Consider the following 18,021-nt stretch of genomic DNA (forward strand, 5'->3'; position numbering starts at 1 on the left):
GTTTGATCGTTCCCACGCTCCTGCGTGGTAACGCATCCCGGTGACGCTCTGCGTCACATGGACGCGGAGCGTCCAGGGCGGCATTCCCACGCAGAGCGTGGGAACGATCGAGCACAGGCAAAAAAAGGGGCGACCAAACGGTCGCCCTTTTTTTGCCCGGCATTTACAGCATCAAGCCAGATCCACCAGAACGATTTCACTGTCCTCGATCGCAGTCACTCGCAGCACTTGCTCATGCTCCACCGCAACTCCGTCTCGAGCTTGCGCACGCAAGCCATTGACTTCAATGACTCCGGTTGCTGGCACCAGATACGCCCGACGACCGCTGTCCAGGCGATACTCGGCACTTTCACCGGCTTTCAGGTTGGCCGCCACCAGGCGTGCATCGGCGCGTATGCGCAGGCTTTGATCGTCGCCGGCCTTGCCGCTGGCCAGGGTAACGAAACCTTCGCGCTGCCCTTTAGGAAACGGCTTGGCCCCCCAGGATGGTGCCGAGCCGGCTTCATTCGGGATGATCCAGATCTGGAAGATCTTGGTCGCGGTCGATTCCAGGTTGTACTCGCTGTGGGCGATCCCGGTACCGGCGCTCATCACCTGCACGTCACCGGCTTCGGTACGGCCCTTGTTGCCCAGGTTATCTTCGTGGCTGATCGCACCTTCACGAACGTAGGTGATGATTTCCATGTCACGGTGCGGGTGTTTCGGGAAGCCGGTGCCGGGCGCAATCACGTCATCGTTCCAGACCCGCAAGTTGCCCCAGTTCATGCGTTTAGGGTCATGGTACTCGGCGAACGAAAAGTGATGATGGGCATCCAGCCAGCCATGGTGAGCGCCGCCCAGGGAGGTGAAGGGTCTGAGTTCAAGCATGATCGTCTCCAGTAAAGGTTCGTCATGTGGCTGAACATTTGAGCCGCAGAACTAAACCGGTGGTTGATGGCGAGTATCATCCAACAAGCCAATATCGATAAAAAGCGGAAAAAATACCTCAAACCAATCTAATTAATAGATGGTTTTGGAGGAGGAATTCTCCCTCACAGCTTTCAGTTCATCGCTTAAGCCAATGACGCATAAGCATTTCACTAGAAGTCGTCGGCAAATGAAGCGACCATAGCCCAACAGCCTCACACACTGGAGTCAGCGTGCCGCAACACACCCCCGATCTTCCTCCCGAGCTTGTACCACTGGCCGAAATGCCGCTGTTCAAGCGTCTGGCCGCCCGGTTCTTCGGCCATGGCCTCAATCGCTTGCGCGCCCAGCACCGTGCGTCCTGGCTGCATGGCCAGGCCGACGGCTTTCGTAGCGGGCACAGCGCCGGCGTGGATTACGGCTACAAAGAAGGCAAGCTGGAGGGCATCGAAGAAGGTCGGCAGGTTCTGCTGATTCGCGACACGCGCTGCACCGAACACCGCGCGCCAGGTATCGATGAGAACCTGTTCGATGACTGGCGTTTGCCGCTCACCGCCGAGCTGAAGAAGCGCATCAAAGCCGATGTCACCCGGTTACTCCCGCCGCAGGCGCAGCCGAGTGCAGCGCAGTGGAAGATGATCTTCAGCGACACACCCTCGACCACGGTGATTGCCGGTGCGGGGGCGGGCAAGTCGACCTCGCTGGTGCTGCGCATTCTGTTGCTGACCCATTACCTGGGTTTTGAACTGGGTTCGTTGACGGTGGTGACGTTCACCCGTGAGTCGCGCAAAGACTTCATCAACAAGCTGACGCAGATGTTCGCCATTTGGGGGCTCTCGCTGAGCCTCAAGGATGCCCGAGACGTGGTGCGAACCTTCCACTCACGAATCTTGCCGATGGTCCGTAGCCTGCCGGGTTTCTCTCGGTTGCAGGCTTTCGAGAACCTCAATGCCCGCTCGCTGCCAGGCGATGAAGGCGCTGACAGTAATCCGTTCGATCTGCGGATCAACGACACCCAGCGCCAGCAACTGAATGCCTGTTATCACGCTTTGCATACCCGTGATGAGCGATTCCGCGAATTGATCAAACCGCTGTCCCGGCACGCCTTGCAGCTCAAGGAGCTGGAGCGTGATCACCCGGACGTGCAAAAGCGCATCGCGGTGACCGAGCTTGCGGCCAAGCGTGATGAAGAGCTCTGCGACACGATCGAAGACCTGTGGTTTCGCGCCGGTGCCTGGCCGATCAAAGGCATCGAACCCGACCGGCAGAGGTTCGAGATCAATGGTTCGTCATTTCATTGCCACGGCTATATTGCCGAGCTGGATGCCTGGGTCGTGCTGGGCTTCGACCCTCGTGAGAATGCACAGATCAGCCGGCCAAGTGCCAAGCTGTCGGTCCGCGCGGAATGGGCGGTAAAGCGCACCTTGTTTCAAGCTTTCTGTCGTAAGCCACTGATTTGGCTTGATAGTTATGATTCAGCTAAACGCGTTTTGTCGTCGCTGGCCGGGGATGCCAGCGCGGGACCAGGCTTCGATTACAAGGTCAAAGGCGAGCTCGGTTCCGCGCCGCTGCTGGATTGCTTTGTCGCTGCGGCCGGGTTTATCGAGAACCTGGGGCTGGATGTACCTGCCGCCGTGGGCCAGATGAGCTTTGCCAAAGACGATCCTGATCGCTTTTTTTTCGAGGCCCTGAGCCTCTTCTGGCGGGCGCTGGAGGATCACTTGCTTGATCAATCGCCGCCGGTCATGACTTATAACCGCATGTTCGCGTTGTTCAGCGAGCACTCACCGGAAAACTTCAAGCTGTTGAGCGACGAGCTGCTGCGGCCGCTGTCGCACCTGATGATCGATGAGTTCCAGGACGTTTCCCCGCAAATCGTCTCCTGGATCCGCGCCAGCCTGCGGGAGATCCGCAGCCGTGGCCCGGCCATGCATGTCGGCCGGGGCGCGCAGCGTTCGTCGCTGTTATGCGTCGGGGATGATTGGCAATCGATCTATGGCTGGCGTGGCAGCTCGCCGAAATACTTCATGGAATTCAACAAGGAGTTCCCGTCTCCAAGTACCACTCGGGTCATGCTCAGCGATAACTATCGCAGCCATCAGCACATCATCGACGCGGCAGAGCATATCGTCCGTGCGGCCCCCGCGATTGCCGGGAAAAAGGCCAAGGCCAGCGGTGACCCCAAAGAGTTGCTCCCGGTGAAGGTCATGGATAGAGACGACCTGGCGCTGGCCAAGCGCTTGGTCGAACACTATCGAAACGGCGATTCGGTCTTGATGTTGTTTCGAAAAAGTAGCGATAAGTTATTGATAGAAGAGCATATTAAGGCTGTAGTTAATGTTGATTCTAGATTGCCAATCGAGGATCGCCGACTGAAACAACTGACCTACCACAGCTCCAAAGGCCTGCAGGCTGATGCAGTGTTTCTGTTGGGCGATTGCCAGCATCTGACCAGTTCACCCTACAAGAACCAGGTGTATCGCATGGCCGGGCTGGCCAGGGATGGCGATGTCGAACCGTATGACAGTGCCCAGAAAGACGAAATCCTGCGCCTTGCGTATGTCGGTATTACCCGGGCGGTCAAGCACTGCTACTGGTATGTCGACAGTCAGGATGTGCAGGCGGCCAATGTTCCGAAGGCCTCCGACCGGATCGCCGGGGACAAGGCGTTCTTCGATGATCAGCGGGGGATGAAGGTTCAGGTGTAGGAGCAGCCGGTCGACGCTCCTACAGTCGGGATTTCAATGGTTAACTAAAACTTCTTGAACTCATGGGTGGAATGAACGATTCAAGCTCGTCTTCTACCGCCTCGATTATTCTCTCCACATCGGTGGCGTTCATCACTGTTGCACAAGGGATACCGGCAATGGCGATCATGGTTTCGCCGCTGGCTCGGTCGAATAGCCGGGCAATCATGCTGTCGGGGGCATCCATGCTGGCCTCGAAGCCCATTGGATGAAAATGCCAGCGCATGAGCTGACAGGCATTGGGAAAGGTGACCTTGGAAAAGACCGTATTCATGTGTTGCCCACCTTGTTCGTTGAGCACTTCCTTTAGCTCGCGGTAGGAACGGAAGGGCCTTCACTGGCCCAACCTTTGAGCTTTTAAAAGTAGCATCACTCGCGACAGGCAGGAGGTTTTTTTCAGGCCGTTTGGCGATTGCTTTGAAAAGCTTTGATGCAGGTCAAATCCCGGTATGTCTAAGACAACGCGCCATTATCTCAAGCCATCAATTGGCCATTGAAGCGCAAGCTGAAGTTCGGCAAGCTCTGTTTTTCTGTCATCGAGTGTTTTATGCCTGCCAATGATGATGGCCCGCTGCAAACCCAGGCCACCGGCGAAACCGTGCTGCGTTATCACCTGTGCTGGAAACACCGTGACCTGGAGGGGGTCATGGCGCTCTATCACCCGGACGTCCAGTACAACGATTTCTTTCAGAACCGCATTCTCGGTCTGGCTGAGCTGCGTGAGTACGTGCGCAGCAGTATGCCCCGCGATCCGGATGAAGCGCTCGAACACTCCGACCGCATCCGTCTGGATGGCAATACCGCGTTCATTCAGTACCGGGTGACGTTGCGTGGCGGCCAGGGGCTGGTGTCGTTTCGCGCCAGCGAAGCCATCACTGTGCGTGACGGTCTGATCTGGAGGGTCAACGAGTATGCCTCGCTGGTGCATGAGCACCCGTCCAGCAAGTCCGCTACCAGCCTGCGCCCGGCGGTCAGTCGGCTGGGGCTTTCGCCGCGACAGTTGAGTTTTATGGCGCAAGACCTGCAGCAGTATTTCGAGCGTCAGCAACCGTATCTGGACCCGGAACTCGATCTTCAGCGGGTGGCGAAAGAGTGCGGTTACAGCCGCAATCAGATCTCCTATCTGCTCAACCAGGTGCTGGGGCAAAGCTTCTATCGCTACGTCAACCAGGCTCGCCTTCAGCATGTGTTGGCGGCGCTGGACAAAGCAACGCCACCGTTGCGGGTCGACGAGCTGGCGTTCGCCGCTGGTTTCAATTCCCTCTCGGCCTTCTATAGCTGTTTCCGCCAACACACCGGCCTGTCACCGAAGGCTTATGCCAAACACATTTCTTTGCGTGCACGCGCGCAAGACAGCCTCTGAACCCAGGCACTAGGATCGCAGCCATCTAGTTTTGGGTTGCGGAGTCTTGCATGCCGGCGTGGCGCACTATCAGTTTGTGGATGGATCAACTCGAAGAGCCCCTGATTGCCCGGCCGTCGCTGGAGCAAGACCTGGACGTTGACGTGGCGATCATCGGCGCCGGCTACACGGGGCTTTGGACGGCTTACTACCTCAAGCGTCTGGCGCCCGGGTTGAGCATCGCCATCCTTGAAGCGCAGACCGCTGGTTTCGGTGCGTCCGGGCGTAATGGCGGCTGGCTGATGGGCAACCTGCTGGGGGAGGATCGCTTACTTGGCGATCTGCCAGCCGAGCAACGCCGCGCATCGTTCGATTTGCTGCACGGCATTCCTGACGAGGTGGCGATCGTCCTCGAACGCGAAGGTATTGACTGCGATTACCGAAAAGGCGGTGCGCTGTATTGCGCCGCTCGCTATCCCGAGCAGCAAGCCAGCCTGCGCCGCTATCTGGACACACTCTACAGCCAGGGGCTCAACGAAGCCGACTACCGCTGGCTCAGCCCTGAGCAACTGGCGCAACAGATCCGCGTCGCCAAACCTTATGGCGGTATCCATGCAGCGCATTGCGCGACCATTCAGCCGGCCAGACTGGTACGTGGCCTGGCCCGGACTGTCGAGCGCCTGGGGGTAACAATCTTCGAGAACAGCCCGGTTACCGACTGGCAATCCGGCAGTTTGCGCACCGCCAAGGCGCAGGTTCGCAGCCGCTGGATCGTGCCTGCGGTGGAGGGCTATGCCGTGACGCTGGCACCGTTGGGGCGTTATCAACTGCCAGTGCAGAGTTTGCTGGTGGCCACCGAGCCACTGTCCGCCGCAACCTGGGACGAGATTGGCTTGAGCCAGGGCCAGGCCTTCAGTGAAAGCAGTCGGCAAGTCACCTACGGCCAGCGCACCTCCGACAACCGTCTGGTGTTCGGCGCACGCGGGGGCTATCAGTTCGCCGGGAAACTGCGCCACGACTTTGACCTGACAAGCAACGAAGTCCAATTGCGACGCTACCTGTTCGGCGAACTCTTCCCACAGCTCAAGAGCGTCAAGATTACCCACGCCTGGGGCGGCAACCTGGGCATGTCCCGGCGCTTCAAGCCGCACATGCTCTGCGATCGGAGCAACGGCATCGCCTTGTCAGGTGGTTACGGTGGCGAGGGCGTAGGCGCGAGCAATCTTGGTGGCCGGACCCTGGCCGACCTGATTCTCGAACGCGACACCACACTGGTGCATCAACCGTGGGTGATCCAGCAGGGCGGCCTCAGTGCGCTGAAAGCCTGGGAACCGGAACCCTGCCGCTGGCTCGGCTACAACGCGATCATTCGCAGTTTCGTCCATGAAGACCAGACCCTGGCCAATCCGCAGACCGCACCGTGGCGGCGCAAGTTTGCCAGTCGGGTGGCGGGGTTTATGGAAGGGTTCATGCAGTAACGGCTCGTCGATCATCCACCCGTAAGGACCACCATGAGCATCACACAGTTCAAACATACCGCCACCGCCATCCTGGACGAATCGAACCCGGTGGCCGTGCCATTGGGTACGCCCATCGCCGTTACCTCGGTGACGTGCGTCGAACGCAACGACGGCGTTGAAACCGGCATCTGGGAATGCACGCCTGGTCGCTGGCGGCGGCAGATCGTTGCCCAAGAGTTCTGTCACTTCATTCAGGGCCGCTGCACCTTCACCCCGGATGACGGTGAAACCTTACAAATAGAAGCGGGCGACGCACTGATGTTGCCGGCCAACAGCACCGGGATCTGGGATATCCAGGAAACCGTGCGCAAGACTTACGTTTTGATTTTTTGATCCGCTGATCAACCGAAAACCTGCCTAACAAAAACAGCCGTACATAATCAGGAATCGACTCATGATCCGTATGACCACCGCTTCGTTGAAGTTAGCTCCGTTGATGCTCCTCGCTTCACTCAGTCAGGCGGCCGAGACCGTCAAGATCTACAACTGGTCGGACTACATCGCGCCGGACACGATGAAAAACTTCCAGAAAGAAACCGGTATCGCTTTCACTTATGACGTCTACGACAGCAACGAAACCCTCGACGGCAAGCTGATGACCGGCAAATCCGGTTATGACGTGGTGTTCCCTTCGAACCATTTCATGGCCCGGCAGATTCAGGGCAGGGCGCTGAAGAAGCTCGACAAGAGCCAGCTACCGAACTGGAAAAACCTCAACCCGGTATTACTCAAGGCCTTGCAAACCAACGATCCGGGCAACGAGCACGGTTTTCCGTACCTGTGGGGCAGCACCGGGATTGGCTACAACATCGCCAAGGTCAAAGCGGTACTGGGCGATAATGCGCCGGTGGACTCCTGGGATTTGATCTTTAAACCCGAGAACATGAAAAAGCTCCAGAAGTGCGGCGTGGCGATCCTCGATAACGGTCCGGAATTGCTGCCGGCTGCGCTGAACTACCTCGGCCTGCCGCACCACAGCAAGAATCAGGCGGACTACAAAAAAGCGGAAGAACTGCTGATGAAAGTCCGGCCGTATGTGAGCTATTTCCACTCATCCAAATACACCAGTGACCTGGCCAACGGCGATATCTGCGTAGCCGTGGGCTTCTCCGGCGACATCCTGCAAGCCGAAAGCCGCGCCAGTGAAGCCAAAAACGGTGTGGAAATCGGCTACTCGATCCCAAAAGAAGGCGCAGCAATCTGGTTCGACATGGTCGCCATGCCCGCCGACGCCCCGGACGAGAAGGCCGGTTACGCCTTTATGAACGAGCTGCTGCGTCCGGACGTCATGGCCGACATCAGTAACTATGTGCACTACGCCAACGGCAACGAACAGGCCGACAGCCTGATCGATCCGGCGATCAAGAGCGACACCAAGATCTACCCAAGCCCGGAAATGATGGGCAAGTTGTTCGCTCTGGAAGCCATGCCGCTGGACATCGACCGGATTCGCACTCGGTTGTGGAACAAGATCAGGACGGGGAGCTGACAGGTAACATTTCCTCAAGTGTTCGTTCTCTGAAGCAGCCCTCAGCAATGTAAGTTCTTTGCCTCCTGTGAACCTGAGGAGGCAAAGGAATGCCTGTTGCGACAAATGCTGATCGTCTGCGCATTGGCCGTGTTTCTGAGGTGGGGCGAATTTATCTGCTGACCGTTGTTGTGCATCAGCGCCAACCGGTTTTTTCCGACTGGCGTTTGGGGCGGTTGGTTGTGGAGCAGTTTCGCTTGGTGCAAGAGCGCGGATGGGGCATCTCTTGGGCCTGGGTAGTCATGCCTGATCACATACATTGGTTGCTTGAGTTGCAAGACAAGCCTCTGGATGAGCTGATGTGCTGGGTCAAATCACGCAGTAGCCTGCGGGTTAATCAACAGCGTGGCGGTCAAGGGCGTTTGTGGCAGAAGGGATACCACGACCGTGCTGTTCGTAAGGAACAAGACTTGAAAACCGTAGCTCGTTACATCATTCAAAATCCTGTCCGCGGCGGTCTTGTCAGAAGAGTTCATGATTACCCGCTATGGGATGCGTGCTGGCTTTAAAACCACGCTTTGCAGGTTTTACGACCGCTTCGCGGCCGGACGCAGGCTTCGCCAGCTGCTACGTAAAGCTCATTTGCCGGGGACATGCACTCACGGCAAACGCGTCTTCCTGTAGCAGCTGGCGAAGCCTGCGTCCGACCGCGAAGCGGTCGTAAAACCGGCAAACGCGGTCTCAGATGAACTTGCCGGAGCCCGTGAAATCGTGCCCCTTGGCTTGATCGAACACGCCTTGTTTCACCTGTCTCGGGATGAGGTCCACCGCCATCTTCCAGACCATCAACGTAAATTCGGCAAGCTCTCGCAGAACTGCACGGTTGCACGGCACAGCAGGAGGGCGAGGCGCTGCAGGAAGCGTTGATTGCACTGCTGGGGCCAACCAGATGAACATTTTCGTTGAATGCCTGAGTCTGCCAAAGGCCTCAAGGATTTTCCAGATCATGCCCCAACGACTGAATAAACAACGAAAACAGTTCCGGTTGCGATGAGATATCCAGCTTGGCGTACAGATGCCGACGGTGAACCTTGATGGTGTCCGGTGAGATTTTCAGCCGCTCGGCCATGGCTTTGGAGGAAAACCCGCGCAAGATCAGCCGGGCGATTTCCAGTTCGCGGTCCGACAGTACGCCGCAGCCAAATTGGCTCAGGGCATCGCGGATCTGACTGGCCATTTCATCCTGTGCCGGCGCCTGTGTGCGCTGGCTGCTCTGCTGCCAGTGCTGCTGCATCAGCGGCAGTACCCAGGCAGCGAGGGTGGTCAGTTGGCCCACTTCATCCGCGGTGAACACGCGCTGCATGCCCAACGACAGTGACAGCGTTCCGGCCCCGGGAAGCTGAAGAATGAACTGAACCTCGTCTTCGCGCACGTTCTCGTGAAAGTAGCTGTGGAAGTATTCGCTTTGCCGGAAGTGATCGGGTGCCACTTCCTCCAGCCGATACAGGCCGCTGGGGTAGCCTTCACGGCACGCCTGGAAAAACGGATCCAGCAGGTACAAACCATTGAGGTAGGTCAGCATCGACGCCGGTTTGCTCGAGGGTTCGGCGTCGTACTCTTCCAGCGCTTGGGGCAGGCCGTCTTGCGGATAGAAAATCGCCAGAGCGTTATCGAACGGCAGGCATTGGTGCAACAACAAAACAAGCTGCTTCCAAAAACGCTCGGTGCCGACCTGCGAGAGGGTACGACCCAGTCCCGCGTGCATACCGACTTCCCTGAACAGACTGCTCATGTGTGTTGCTCCACATTCAAAAAATCAAAACCCGGCCGACGGTTTCAACCTTTTTGCGCTCAAGGTCAAGGGGAGTACTCCAATAGGGGAATTGGCCGCCGTTGCCGCGCTGCCTAGAGTAGCCCCCATCAAGTGCGGCCCAGAACGCACCCAAGCTGTTTTTTTCGTTTCTGCCTCAGACTAAAAATAACCAAGAGGATAACGTCATGAGCTCTCCCGCAGCGCCAAGTGGCGCGCTGAAACCCACGCTGAGTGTATTCGACGTCGTGACGATTACCGTCTCGAGCGTGACGCCGGCCAGTTCGGTGTTCGTGATCGCGCCGTTTGCGATTCATCAGGCCGGCACCGGGGTGTTTCTCGCGTTCGTCATGGCCGGTTTACTGGCCCTGATGTTCGCTTACTGTTACGCCGAGTTGGGTAGGGCTCACAACAGCGCCGGCGGCGAATACGTGTACGCCAAGCGAGTGTTTGGCGGCATGGCCGGTTATGCGACCTTCCTGACGGTGTTGGCGATGTTGCTGTTCATTCCGCCGGTGCTGGCCACCGGCGCCGCGACCTATCTGAACAACGCGTTGGGGAGTCATTTCGATTCACAGACCGTCGCCCTGCTCATTGTGGTGTGCAGTTACCTGCTGGGCATTCTGAATATCAAGCTCAACGCCTGGATCACCGGCACCTGTCTGCTGCTGGAAGTCGCGGCAATGCTGGTGATTGTGTTTATTGGCTTCGGTCATGCCTCACAACCGGCAAGCATCCTGTTGCAACCGCAGATCGTCGAAAACGGCGCTTTGCAGTTGGCACCCTGGGCTCTGGTGATTGGCGCCATAGGTATCGGCTTGTTCTCCTATAACGGATTTGGCTCGGCGGTGGTGCTGGGCGAAGACATGAAATGCGGCGGGCGCGGCGTACACAAAGCCGTGCTCTGGTCGCTGGGTCTGGTGGTGGTCATCGAACTGGTGCCCTTGACCGCGTTACTGATCGGCGCACCGTCCCTCAGCGAGATGATCAACAGCCCTGACCCGATCGGCTATCTGCTCACCAGTCATGGCAACGAAACCCTGTCCCGTGTGGTCAGCGCCGGGATTTTCCTGTCGGTGTTCAACGCCATCGTCGCGATCGTGATTCAGATCGGCCGAGTGGTATTCAGCAGCGGCCGCGACGCCCTCTGGACACCCACGGTCAACCGGCTGTTCACCCGTATTCATCCGCGTTGGGATTCGCCGTGGCTGGCCACGCTGTTTCTGGCAATTCCATCGGCGCTGCTCAGTTTCAGCTCGAACCTGGCAGACATGACTTCTTTCAGCGTGCTGCTGATCATGCTGGTTTACCTGATCGTCGCCTTGAGTGCATTGATGAGTCGGGTGTTGCTGCGCGATCGGCAGCATCCTTACCGCATGCCGCTGTGGCCATTGCCCGCATTGCTGGCGGTGCTCGGCGCCGGTTATTTATTGTTCAATCTGTTCCTTGAGGCTTCGGCCAGGGACATCATGGTGATTATCGGGCTGCTGGCAGTGTCGGTAATTTTGTATGGCACCAACGGCCGGTTCAGTCCGGCGTTCCAGAAGTTGTAAGGAGTGGTTATGCGTGCACGTGAACTGGGCATCTGCCTGGGCCTGGGAACACCCGGTCAATTCAATGCCATCACTGATGTACCGGGCGTACGGGTAGGGCACAGCACCCTCAAGACCGAAGTCAACGGCAAGCAGGTACGCACTGGTGTGACGTTGATCGAGCCGCGGGCAAGCCATGCGCGACTGCAACCGTGCTTCGCCGGCTGCCATGTGCTCAACGGCAACGGTGACGCCACAGGCCTTGAGTGGATTCGCGAGGCGGGGCTGCTGGCCACGCCGCTGGCAATTACCAACACTCACAGTGTGGGTGTGGTTCGCGATGCCTTGATCGCCGGGGAGCACGACAGCCTGGCCGATCCGGCGGTGTATTGGTGCATGCCGGTGGTGATGGAAACCTACGACGGCGTGCTCAACGATATCTGGGGGCAACATGTCGGCCCGCAACAGGTACTCGAAGCCATCGCCAATGCCGGGACCGGCCCGGTTCAGGAAGGTGCGGTCGGCGGCGGCACCGGGATGATCTGCCATGAGTTCAAGGGCGGGATCGGCACCTCCTCGCGCAAACTGTCAGCGCAACAGGGCGGCTGGACCGTCGGCGCGCTGGTGCAGGCCAACCATGGCAAGCGTGAAGAGTTGCGGGTCGATGGTTATCCAGTCGGCCGGCAATTGACGGATATCCCGTCGCCCTTCGATGAGAGGGGCACGCCGGGCATGGGGTCGATCGTGGTGATCCTGGCCACCGACGCGCCATTGTTGCCTCATCAGTGCCAGCGCCTGGCGCAACGGGCATCGATCGGCATCGCCCGCACCGGCGGCGGTACCGAAGATTCCAGCGGCGATATTTTCCTGGCCTTCGCCACCGGCAACCATGACCTGCCGCCCGCGGACTATGGACGTAAAGACCTGCCAATGAGCACGTCCCTTGAGATGCTCAACAATGACCATATTTCGCCGTTGTTCAGCGCTGCCGCCGAAGCGGTGGAGGAGGCGATCATAAACGCGCTGCTGGCAGGCGAACACATGAGGACGGCCACTGGCACCTTGGTTCCTGCCCTCGACCCGGAGACATTACTACACGCATTAAACGCAACAGGATGGCGCACGCGCGAGTAGTTGATAAAGCCGCGATGTAGTGAATAAAAACGAACTTGCCTTTATTTAATATTTAAATAGTAGATTGTCGGACAATTGGTCGGGAGAACGGAATCACCCAAAATATTTAGACCTCGCAGGCATTGTTTCCGGGAGTTTGCTGGAACAACACAATTCGATCTCAAAAAAAGTAGTGGACGTTTGTTTTCGAATTGTGTCAGTTTTCTTTCGCCTTCATTGGGCGAGTGATAGGACGATCTCGCCAGAGATTGTCGCTATCTGAAAAAAACTGTTCCATTGCAAACAAGGAAGTGTGTTTATGTCGAAAGTCAAAGAGAACGCTATCGTTGCAGCTGAACAACAATGGGCGCCACAAGCCACATCAAGTTCGGCGTTCAACCAGATCGATAGTTTCAGCCATCAGTATGACCGTGGCGACGACCTCACGGTCAATGGCAAACCCTCCTTCTCTGTAGATCAGGCCGCGACTCAGATCTTGCGTGATGGTGCTTCATGGCAAGATCTCAATGGCAGCGGCAAGATTGAACTTACCTACACGTTTCTGACTTCGCCAACATCCAATTTCAGCGGCCTGGGTGTCACTGGCTTCAGCCAGTTCAGCGCCTTGCAAAAGGCTCAGTCCGTGCTCGCCATGCAATCCTGGGCAGATGTGGCCAATGTCACCTTCACTGAGGCCGCCAAGGGCGGCGACGGTCACATGACCTTCGGCAACTACAGTGGCGGTCAGGAAGGGGCGGCAGCGTTTGCTTTCCTGCCGGGTACCGAGCCTGGCTATGACGGTCAGTCCTGGTACCTGACCGGCAGTGGCTACAACGTCAACAAAACCCCGGGTGTGAACAACTACGGCCGTCAAACCCTGACTCACGAGATCGGTCATACCCTCGGCCTGTCTCACCCCGGCGACTACAATGCCGGCGAAGGCAATCCGACCTATAACGATGCGTCCTATGGGCAGGACACTCGCGGCTACAGCCTCATGAGCTACTGGAGTGAAAGCAACACCAGCCAGAACTTCAGCAAAGGCGGTGTCGAGGCTTATTCATCCGGCCCGTTGATGGACGATATCGCTGCGGTGCAAAAGCTCTACGGCGCCAACATGAACACCCGTGCCGGTGACACCACCTACGGTTTCAACTCCAACGCCGGTCGCGACTTTCTCAGTGCGAGCTCGTCCTCGGACAAGCTGGTGTTCTCGGTGTGGGACGCGGGCGGCAAGGACACCTTTGACTTCTCCGGCTTTACCCAAAACCAGAAGATCAACCTCAATGAAGCCTCATTCTCCGACGTTGGCGGCCTGGTGGGTAACGTGTCCATTGCCAAAGGCGTGACCATCGAAAACGCCATTGGCGGTTCGGGCAACGATCTGTTGATTGGTAACAGCGCGGCCAACGTGCTCAAGGGCGGTGCCGGCAACGACATCATCTACGGTGCCGGCGGCGCGGATAAGCTCTGGGGTGGTGCCGGTTCCGACACTTTCGTGTTTGGCGCTAGCTCGGACTCCAGACCGGGCGCGGCCGACCAGATCATGGATTTTGTCGGCGGCCTGGACAAGATCGATCTGACCGGCATTAGCGCTGGAACGGGGCTGCACTTCGTCAACTCATTCACAGGTTCTGCCGGCGAAGCGGTGCTGAGCTATGCCTCGGGAATGAACCTGAGCACCCTGGCCGTGGACTTCTCCGGGCACGGCATGGCTGACTTCCTGGTCACCACCGTCGGGCAAGCGGCAGTCACGGACATCGTGGCGTAGTAGCCAGGCGAAGTAAAAGCAGGGGCGGCGCCCATGCGCTGCTCCCTGTCCTTGCATCGACTCCTCGTGTAAGCGAGGCTAAAGCCCGGAATGAAACACCCTATGAACCAGACCGCCTTTACCAGGGCCGCAGCGTGGTTGATCGCGACGCTGATGATGTTTTTTGGAGATGCCAGCATGGCAAGAAGCCTGAGATTACCCGACCCTTCGGAACTGGCCGGGAAGTGGCAGATCCACCAGCAAGATGAGCCATCGAAAGTCTGCATGCTTGAGCTCGCACAAAACCAGACCCTGGCCGGAGAACTCGAATGTGTCGCCGGTTGGTTGGGTGAAACACCCAGCGGCTGGTTTCCGGAACCGGATGGAATATCGCTGACGGGTAAAGAAGGTTCGAGGATCATTCATTTAGGTCGACAGCGGGAAGGGCTCTACCACGCCACTTTGAAGTCGGGGACTGTACTTGTTCTGCAGCGCCCTCAGTAATAAAACACAACGCTGCGCTTAATAGAGTAAGCGATGTTTATATGCGCGTATCGGTAGTTTAAAGCAGGCAGCTAATAACTACCTCGAACCTTATTTTGTCTGGCAATAGGGTTCTTTCGCCTGCACGCTTCAATCCTCCAATAACGTCTCGACGCGTCTGCGGACAATACATTGAACCCTCGCCGAACTGTCGCGCGGGTATTAGCTCAGGGAAGACTCATGAAGATGGTGAAGACCACTCCCGTTGCACCGCTGTTGCAGGCACTGGGCGATTATAAAAGTACCCTGATCAGCGTTGGTTGTTTCACCGCGCTGATCAACGTACTGATGTTAGTACCGTCGATTTATATGCTTCAGGTTTATGACCGGGTGCTCTCTTCGCAGAACGAAACCACCCTGGCCATGTTGACCTTGATGGTGGTCGGGTTTTTCGCGTTTATCGGTCTGCTGGAAATCATCCGCAGCTTTATCGTCATCCGGATCGGCAGCCAACTGGAGCGCCGCTTCAACCTGCGGGTCTACAGGGCCGCGTTCGAACGCAACCTGTTCAAGGGCGAGGGTAATGCCGGTCAGTCGCTGGGGGATCTCACGTACATTCGCCAGTTCGTCACGGGACCGGCGCTGTTCGCCTTCTTCGACGCACCGTGGTTTCCGGTCTATCTGTTCGTGATCTTTGTGTTCAATACCTGGCTCGGCGTGCTGGCCACGGCCGGTGTGTTGCTGCTGATCGCGCTGGCGTGTCTCAACGAAGCCATGACCAAAAAGCCGCTGGGTGAAGCCAGTGGCTATTCGCAAAAATCCAGCCAGTTGGCCACCAGTCATCTGCACAACGCCGAAACCATTCAGGCCATGGGCATGCTCGGGGTTTTGCGCAAACGCTGGTTTGAGGTGCATTCGCGCTTTCTCGGTTTGCAGAATCAGGCCAGCGATACCGGCGCGGTCATCAGCTCCCTCAGTAAAACCCTGCGCCTGTGCCTGCAATCACTGGTACTGGGGCTGGGCGCGTTGCTAGTGATCAAGGGCGACATGACTGCCGGAATGATGATTGCCGGCTCAATCCTGATGGGCCGAGTCTTGAGCCCGATCGACCAATTGATCGCCGTCTGGAAGCAATGGAGCTCGGCGAAGCTGGCCTACCAGCGCCTGGACACCTTGCTGCAAGGGTTCCCGCCCAGCGACAGCGCCATGGCCTTGCCAGCGCCCAAAGGTCAGGTGGCCTTCGAACAGGTCAGCGCCGGCCCGCCGGGCAAGCGGGCGGCGACCTTGCATCAGGTCAGCTTCGGTCTTGCTGCGGGGGAAGTGCTGGGGGTACTCGGCGCTTCCGGCTCGGGCAAGTCGACTCTGGCGCGGGTGCTGGTGGGTGTCTGGCCGACCCTGGGGGGCACAGTGCGCCTGGACGGTGCTGATATTCATCGCTGGAATCGCGATGACCTCGGGCCCTACATCGGCTACTTGCCTCAGGACATCGAATTGTTCAGCGGCAGCATTGCCGAAAACATCGCGCGCTTTCGCGACACCGACCCGCAGAAAGTCGTCGAGGCGGCCCGGCAGGCCGGTGTTCACGAACTGATTCTGCGCCTGCCGCAAGGCTACGACACGGTATTGGGGGAGGATGGCAGCGGCCTGTCCGGCGGCCAAAAGCAGCGTGTGGCCCTGGCCCGTGCCCTGTATGGCGGCCCAAGCCTGGTGGTGCTCGATGAGCCGAACTCGAACCTGGACACCGTCGGCGAAGCGGCCCTGGCGGCCGCCATTGCGCAGATGAAAGCCCAGGGGACCAGCGTGATTCTGGTGACTCACCGCTCTTCGGCGCTCGCCCAGGCCGACAAGTTGCTGGTGCTCAACGAAGGGCGCCTGCAAGCCTTCGGCCCAAGCCATGAAGTCCTCAAGGCATTGTCCGGCGCTCAGGAGCCGCAACGGGAAAAAGCCCCATCCCCCACACCGGCCGGGCTCAGCCTCAGTCGTCAGTATCAGGCTGCAAACAGGAACAGCGGCGCATGAGCAAGGACAGCGACATGACAAACGAACAAGGTTATGCGCCGGCGCACCCTGAACGCGACGCGCGCTTTTTTGCCCGTATGGGCTGGATTCTGGCAATCCTTGGTGCCGGCAGTTTCTTTGCCTGGGCCAGCCTTGCACCGCTCGATCAAGGGATTCCAGTGCAGGGCACTGTGGTGGTCTCGGGCAAGCGCAAAGCCGTGCAATCGCTGAGTGGCGGTGTCGTCAGCCGGATTCTGGTAAGTGAAGGGCAGGTGGTCCAGCAGGGGCAGCCGTTGTTTGTGCTGGATCAGACCCGGGTCGCCGCCGATGTTCAATCCCTGCAAGCGCAGTACCGGATGGCCTGGGCCAGCGTGGCGCGCTGGCAGAGTGAACGCGACAACCTCAAACAGGTCAGTTTTCCTGCCGGGTTGAGCAGCGATCCCGACCCGCGACTGGCGCTGGTGCTCGAAGGCCAGCGGCAACTGTTCAGCAGTCGACGCGAAGCCTTTGCCCGGGAGCAAGCCGGCATTCGCGCCAACATCGAAGGCGCTAGCGCACAACTGGCCGGGATGCGCCGCGCCCACACTGATCTGAGCGCGCAGGCCGAGTCCCTGCGTGAGCAACTGAACAACCTGCGTCCGCTGGCGGCCAACGGTTACATTCCGCGTAACCGCTTGATGGAATACGAACGACAGTTGTCGCAAGTGCAGCAGGACCAGGCGAAAAACACCGGTGAAAGCGGGCGTGTCGAGCAGGGCATTCTTGAGTCGCGCTTGAAGCTGCAGCAACACAGCGAGGAATACCAGAAAGAAGTCCGCAGCCAACTGGCCGACGCGCAATTGAAAAGTCTGACCCTGGAGCAGCAGCTCACCTCGGCCGAATTCGATCTGCAACACAGCGAGATCAATGCACCGGCCGACGGCATTGCCGTGAGCCTGGGTGTACACACCGAAGGCGCGGTGGTACGGCCCGGTGAAACATTGCTGGAAATCGTTCCGCAAGGTACCCGGCTGGAGGTGGAAGGGCACCTGCCGGTGAACCTGATCGACAAGGTCGGCGGCAACTTGCCGGTGGACATCCTGTTCACCGCGTTCAACCAGAGCCGTACGCCCCGTGTACCAGGCGAAGTCAGCCTGATTTCGGCCGACCAGATGGTCGATGAAAAAACCGGTGTGCCGTATTACGTGTTGCGCAGCAGCGTCAGTGATGTGGCCATGGAGAAGCTCAACGGGTTGGTAATCAAGCCCGGTATGCCGGCGGAAATGTTCGTGCGCACGGGCGAGCGTTCGCTCCTCAATTACTTGTTCAAACCTCTGCTCGATCGGGCAGGTTCCGCACTGACCGAGCAATAG

Annotated in this window: 15 protein-coding genes and 1 pseudogene; 13 read left to right on the plus strand and 3 right to left on the minus strand. The window is 58.3% G+C overall.

The features are described from left to right. Positions 1 to 171: 171 nt before the first annotated feature. Positions 172 to 867 carry a pirin family protein gene (locus AC07O1_RS25430; RefSeq protein WP_494994900.1) on the minus strand — a complete coding sequence of 232 codons (696 nt, stop codon included), beginning with the start codon at positions 865 to 867 and terminating at the stop codon, positions 172 to 174. A gap of 272 nt (positions 868 to 1,139) precedes the next feature. Between AC07O1_RS25430 and AC07O1_RS25435 the strand changes: the two genes are divergently transcribed. After that, positions 1,140 to 3,614, plus strand: coding sequence for a UvrD-helicase domain-containing protein (locus tag AC07O1_RS25435; protein WP_495090572.1), 2,475 nt, complete (start codon positions 1,140 to 1,142; stop codon positions 3,612 to 3,614). Between the two features lie 40 nt (positions 3,615 to 3,654). Here the strand turns inward: AC07O1_RS25435 and AC07O1_RS25440 are convergent, their stop codons facing one another. Then, positions 3,655 to 3,927: a DUF1652 domain-containing protein gene (locus AC07O1_RS25440; RefSeq protein WP_495090573.1), complete on the minus strand. Its 273-nt coding sequence runs from the start codon at positions 3,925 to 3,927 to the stop codon at positions 3,655 to 3,657. Between the two features lie 273 nt (positions 3,928 to 4,200). On the opposite strand from AC07O1_RS25440, the gene AC07O1_RS25445 reads away from it, so the two are divergent. The 6 genes and pseudogenes from AC07O1_RS25445 to AC07O1_RS25470 all read left to right on the plus strand — a co-directional run. Beyond that, the gene (locus AC07O1_RS25445) at positions 4,201 to 5,016 is read left to right on the plus strand and encodes a helix-turn-helix domain-containing protein (protein WP_494994904.1); all 816 of its coding nucleotides are present in this window, start codon (positions 4,201 to 4,203) and stop codon (positions 5,014 to 5,016) included. Positions 5,017 to 5,066: 50 nt separating this feature from the next. Then, entirely contained in the window at positions 5,067 to 6,473 is a 1,407-nt protein-coding gene (locus AC07O1_RS25450; protein ID WP_495090574.1) for an NAD(P)/FAD-dependent oxidoreductase, read from the plus strand. A 33-nt stretch (positions 6,474 to 6,506) separates the two neighbouring features. After that, on the plus strand, positions 6,507 to 6,848 hold the full coding sequence (locus tag AC07O1_RS25455) for a cupin domain-containing protein (protein ID WP_494994906.1): 342 nt from the start codon (positions 6,507 to 6,509) through the stop codon (positions 6,846 to 6,848). A gap of 61 nt (positions 6,849 to 6,909) precedes the next feature. Further along, on the plus strand, positions 6,910 to 8,004 hold the full coding sequence (locus AC07O1_RS25460; protein WP_495090575.1) for a polyamine ABC transporter substrate-binding protein: 1,095 nt from the start codon (positions 6,910 to 6,912) through the stop codon (positions 8,002 to 8,004). A gap of 89 nt (positions 8,005 to 8,093) precedes the next feature. Continuing rightward, on the plus strand, positions 8,094 to 8,552 hold the full coding sequence (locus tag AC07O1_RS25465; RefSeq protein WP_495090576.1) for an REP-associated tyrosine transposase: 459 nt from the start codon (positions 8,094 to 8,096) through the stop codon (positions 8,550 to 8,552). Positions 8,553 to 8,736: 184 nt separating this feature from the next. Further along, positions 8,737 to 8,930 (plus strand): annotated as a pseudogene (locus AC07O1_RS25470) (transcriptional regulator FeaR); the annotation flags it as partial. A gap of 41 nt (positions 8,931 to 8,971) precedes the next feature. On the opposite strand, the gene AC07O1_RS25475 reads toward AC07O1_RS25470, so the two are convergent. Further along, positions 8,972 to 9,775 (minus strand): helix-turn-helix transcriptional regulator, encoded by an 804-nt coding sequence (locus AC07O1_RS25475; RefSeq protein ID WP_495023974.1) that lies wholly within the window; start codon positions 9,773 to 9,775, stop codon positions 8,972 to 8,974. 206 nt (positions 9,776 to 9,981) lie between these two features. Between AC07O1_RS25475 and AC07O1_RS25480 the strand changes: the two genes are divergently transcribed. From AC07O1_RS25480 to AC07O1_RS25505, 6 genes are all read left to right on the plus strand, one after another. After that, positions 9,982 to 11,346 (plus strand): APC family permease, encoded by a 1,365-nt coding sequence (locus AC07O1_RS25480; protein WP_495090577.1) that lies wholly within the window; start codon positions 9,982 to 9,984, stop codon positions 11,344 to 11,346. A 9-nt stretch (positions 11,347 to 11,355) separates the two neighbouring features. After that, the gene (locus AC07O1_RS25485; protein WP_495090578.1) at positions 11,356 to 12,459 is read left to right on the plus strand and encodes a DmpA family aminopeptidase; all 1,104 of its coding nucleotides are present in this window, start codon (positions 11,356 to 11,358) and stop codon (positions 12,457 to 12,459) included. A gap of 298 nt (positions 12,460 to 12,757) precedes the next feature. After that, complete coding sequence (locus AC07O1_RS25490) at positions 12,758 to 14,209, plus strand: serralysin family metalloprotease (RefSeq protein WP_495090579.1); 1,452 nt, start codon at positions 12,758 to 12,760, stop codon at positions 14,207 to 14,209. Between the two features lie 102 nt (positions 14,210 to 14,311). After that, positions 14,312 to 14,692: an AprI/Inh family metalloprotease inhibitor gene (locus AC07O1_RS25495; protein ID WP_495090580.1), complete on the plus strand. Its 381-nt coding sequence runs from the start codon at positions 14,312 to 14,314 to the stop codon at positions 14,690 to 14,692. A 219-nt stretch (positions 14,693 to 14,911) separates the two neighbouring features. After that, positions 14,912 to 16,690: a type I secretion system permease/ATPase gene (locus AC07O1_RS25500; RefSeq protein WP_495090581.1), complete on the plus strand. Its 1,779-nt coding sequence runs from the start codon at positions 14,912 to 14,914 to the stop codon at positions 16,688 to 16,690. Beyond that, positions 16,687 to 18,021: an HlyD family type I secretion periplasmic adaptor subunit gene (locus AC07O1_RS25505; protein ID WP_495090582.1), complete on the plus strand. Its 1,335-nt coding sequence runs from the start codon at positions 16,687 to 16,689 to the stop codon at positions 18,019 to 18,021. Before AC07O1_RS25500 ends, AC07O1_RS25505 begins: the two co-directional genes overlap by 4 nt.

The organism is Pseudomonas sp. GW821-FHT07G10 (assembly GCF_059418545.1).

Coding starts and splice junctions, on each gene's coding strand:
- AC07O1_RS25430 (WP_494994900.1), bottom strand. CDS start 867: ATGCTTGAACTCAGACCCTTCACCTCCCTGGGCGGCGCTCACCATGGC.
- AC07O1_RS25440 (WP_495090573.1), bottom strand. CDS start 3,927: ATGAATACGGTCTTTTCCAAGGTCACCTTTCCCAATGCCTGTCAGCTC.
- AC07O1_RS25445 (WP_494994904.1), top strand. CDS start 4,201: ATGCCTGCCAATGATGATGGCCCGCTGCAAACCCAGGCCACCGGCGAA.
- AC07O1_RS25450 (WP_495090574.1), top strand. CDS start 5,067: ATGCCGGCGTGGCGCACTATCAGTTTGTGGATGGATCAACTCGAAGAG.
- AC07O1_RS25455 (WP_494994906.1), top strand. CDS start 6,507: ATGAGCATCACACAGTTCAAACATACCGCCACCGCCATCCTGGACGAA.
- AC07O1_RS25460 (WP_495090575.1), top strand. CDS start 6,910: ATGATCCGTATGACCACCGCTTCGTTGAAGTTAGCTCCGTTGATGCTC.
- AC07O1_RS25465 (WP_495090576.1), top strand. CDS start 8,094: ATGCCTGTTGCGACAAATGCTGATCGTCTGCGCATTGGCCGTGTTTCT.
- AC07O1_RS25475 (WP_495023974.1), bottom strand. CDS start 9,775: ATGAGCAGTCTGTTCAGGGAAGTCGGTATGCACGCGGGACTGGGTCGT.
- AC07O1_RS25480 (WP_495090577.1), top strand. CDS start 9,982: ATGAGCTCTCCCGCAGCGCCAAGTGGCGCGCTGAAACCCACGCTGAGT.
- AC07O1_RS25485 (WP_495090578.1), top strand. CDS start 11,356: ATGCGTGCACGTGAACTGGGCATCTGCCTGGGCCTGGGAACACCCGGT.
- AC07O1_RS25490 (WP_495090579.1), top strand. CDS start 12,758: ATGTCGAAAGTCAAAGAGAACGCTATCGTTGCAGCTGAACAACAATGG.
- AC07O1_RS25495 (WP_495090580.1), top strand. CDS start 14,312: ATGAACCAGACCGCCTTTACCAGGGCCGCAGCGTGGTTGATCGCGACG.
- AC07O1_RS25500 (WP_495090581.1), top strand. CDS start 14,912: ATGAAGATGGTGAAGACCACTCCCGTTGCACCGCTGTTGCAGGCACTG.
- AC07O1_RS25505 (WP_495090582.1), top strand. CDS start 16,687: ATGAGCAAGGACAGCGACATGACAAACGAACAAGGTTATGCGCCGGCG.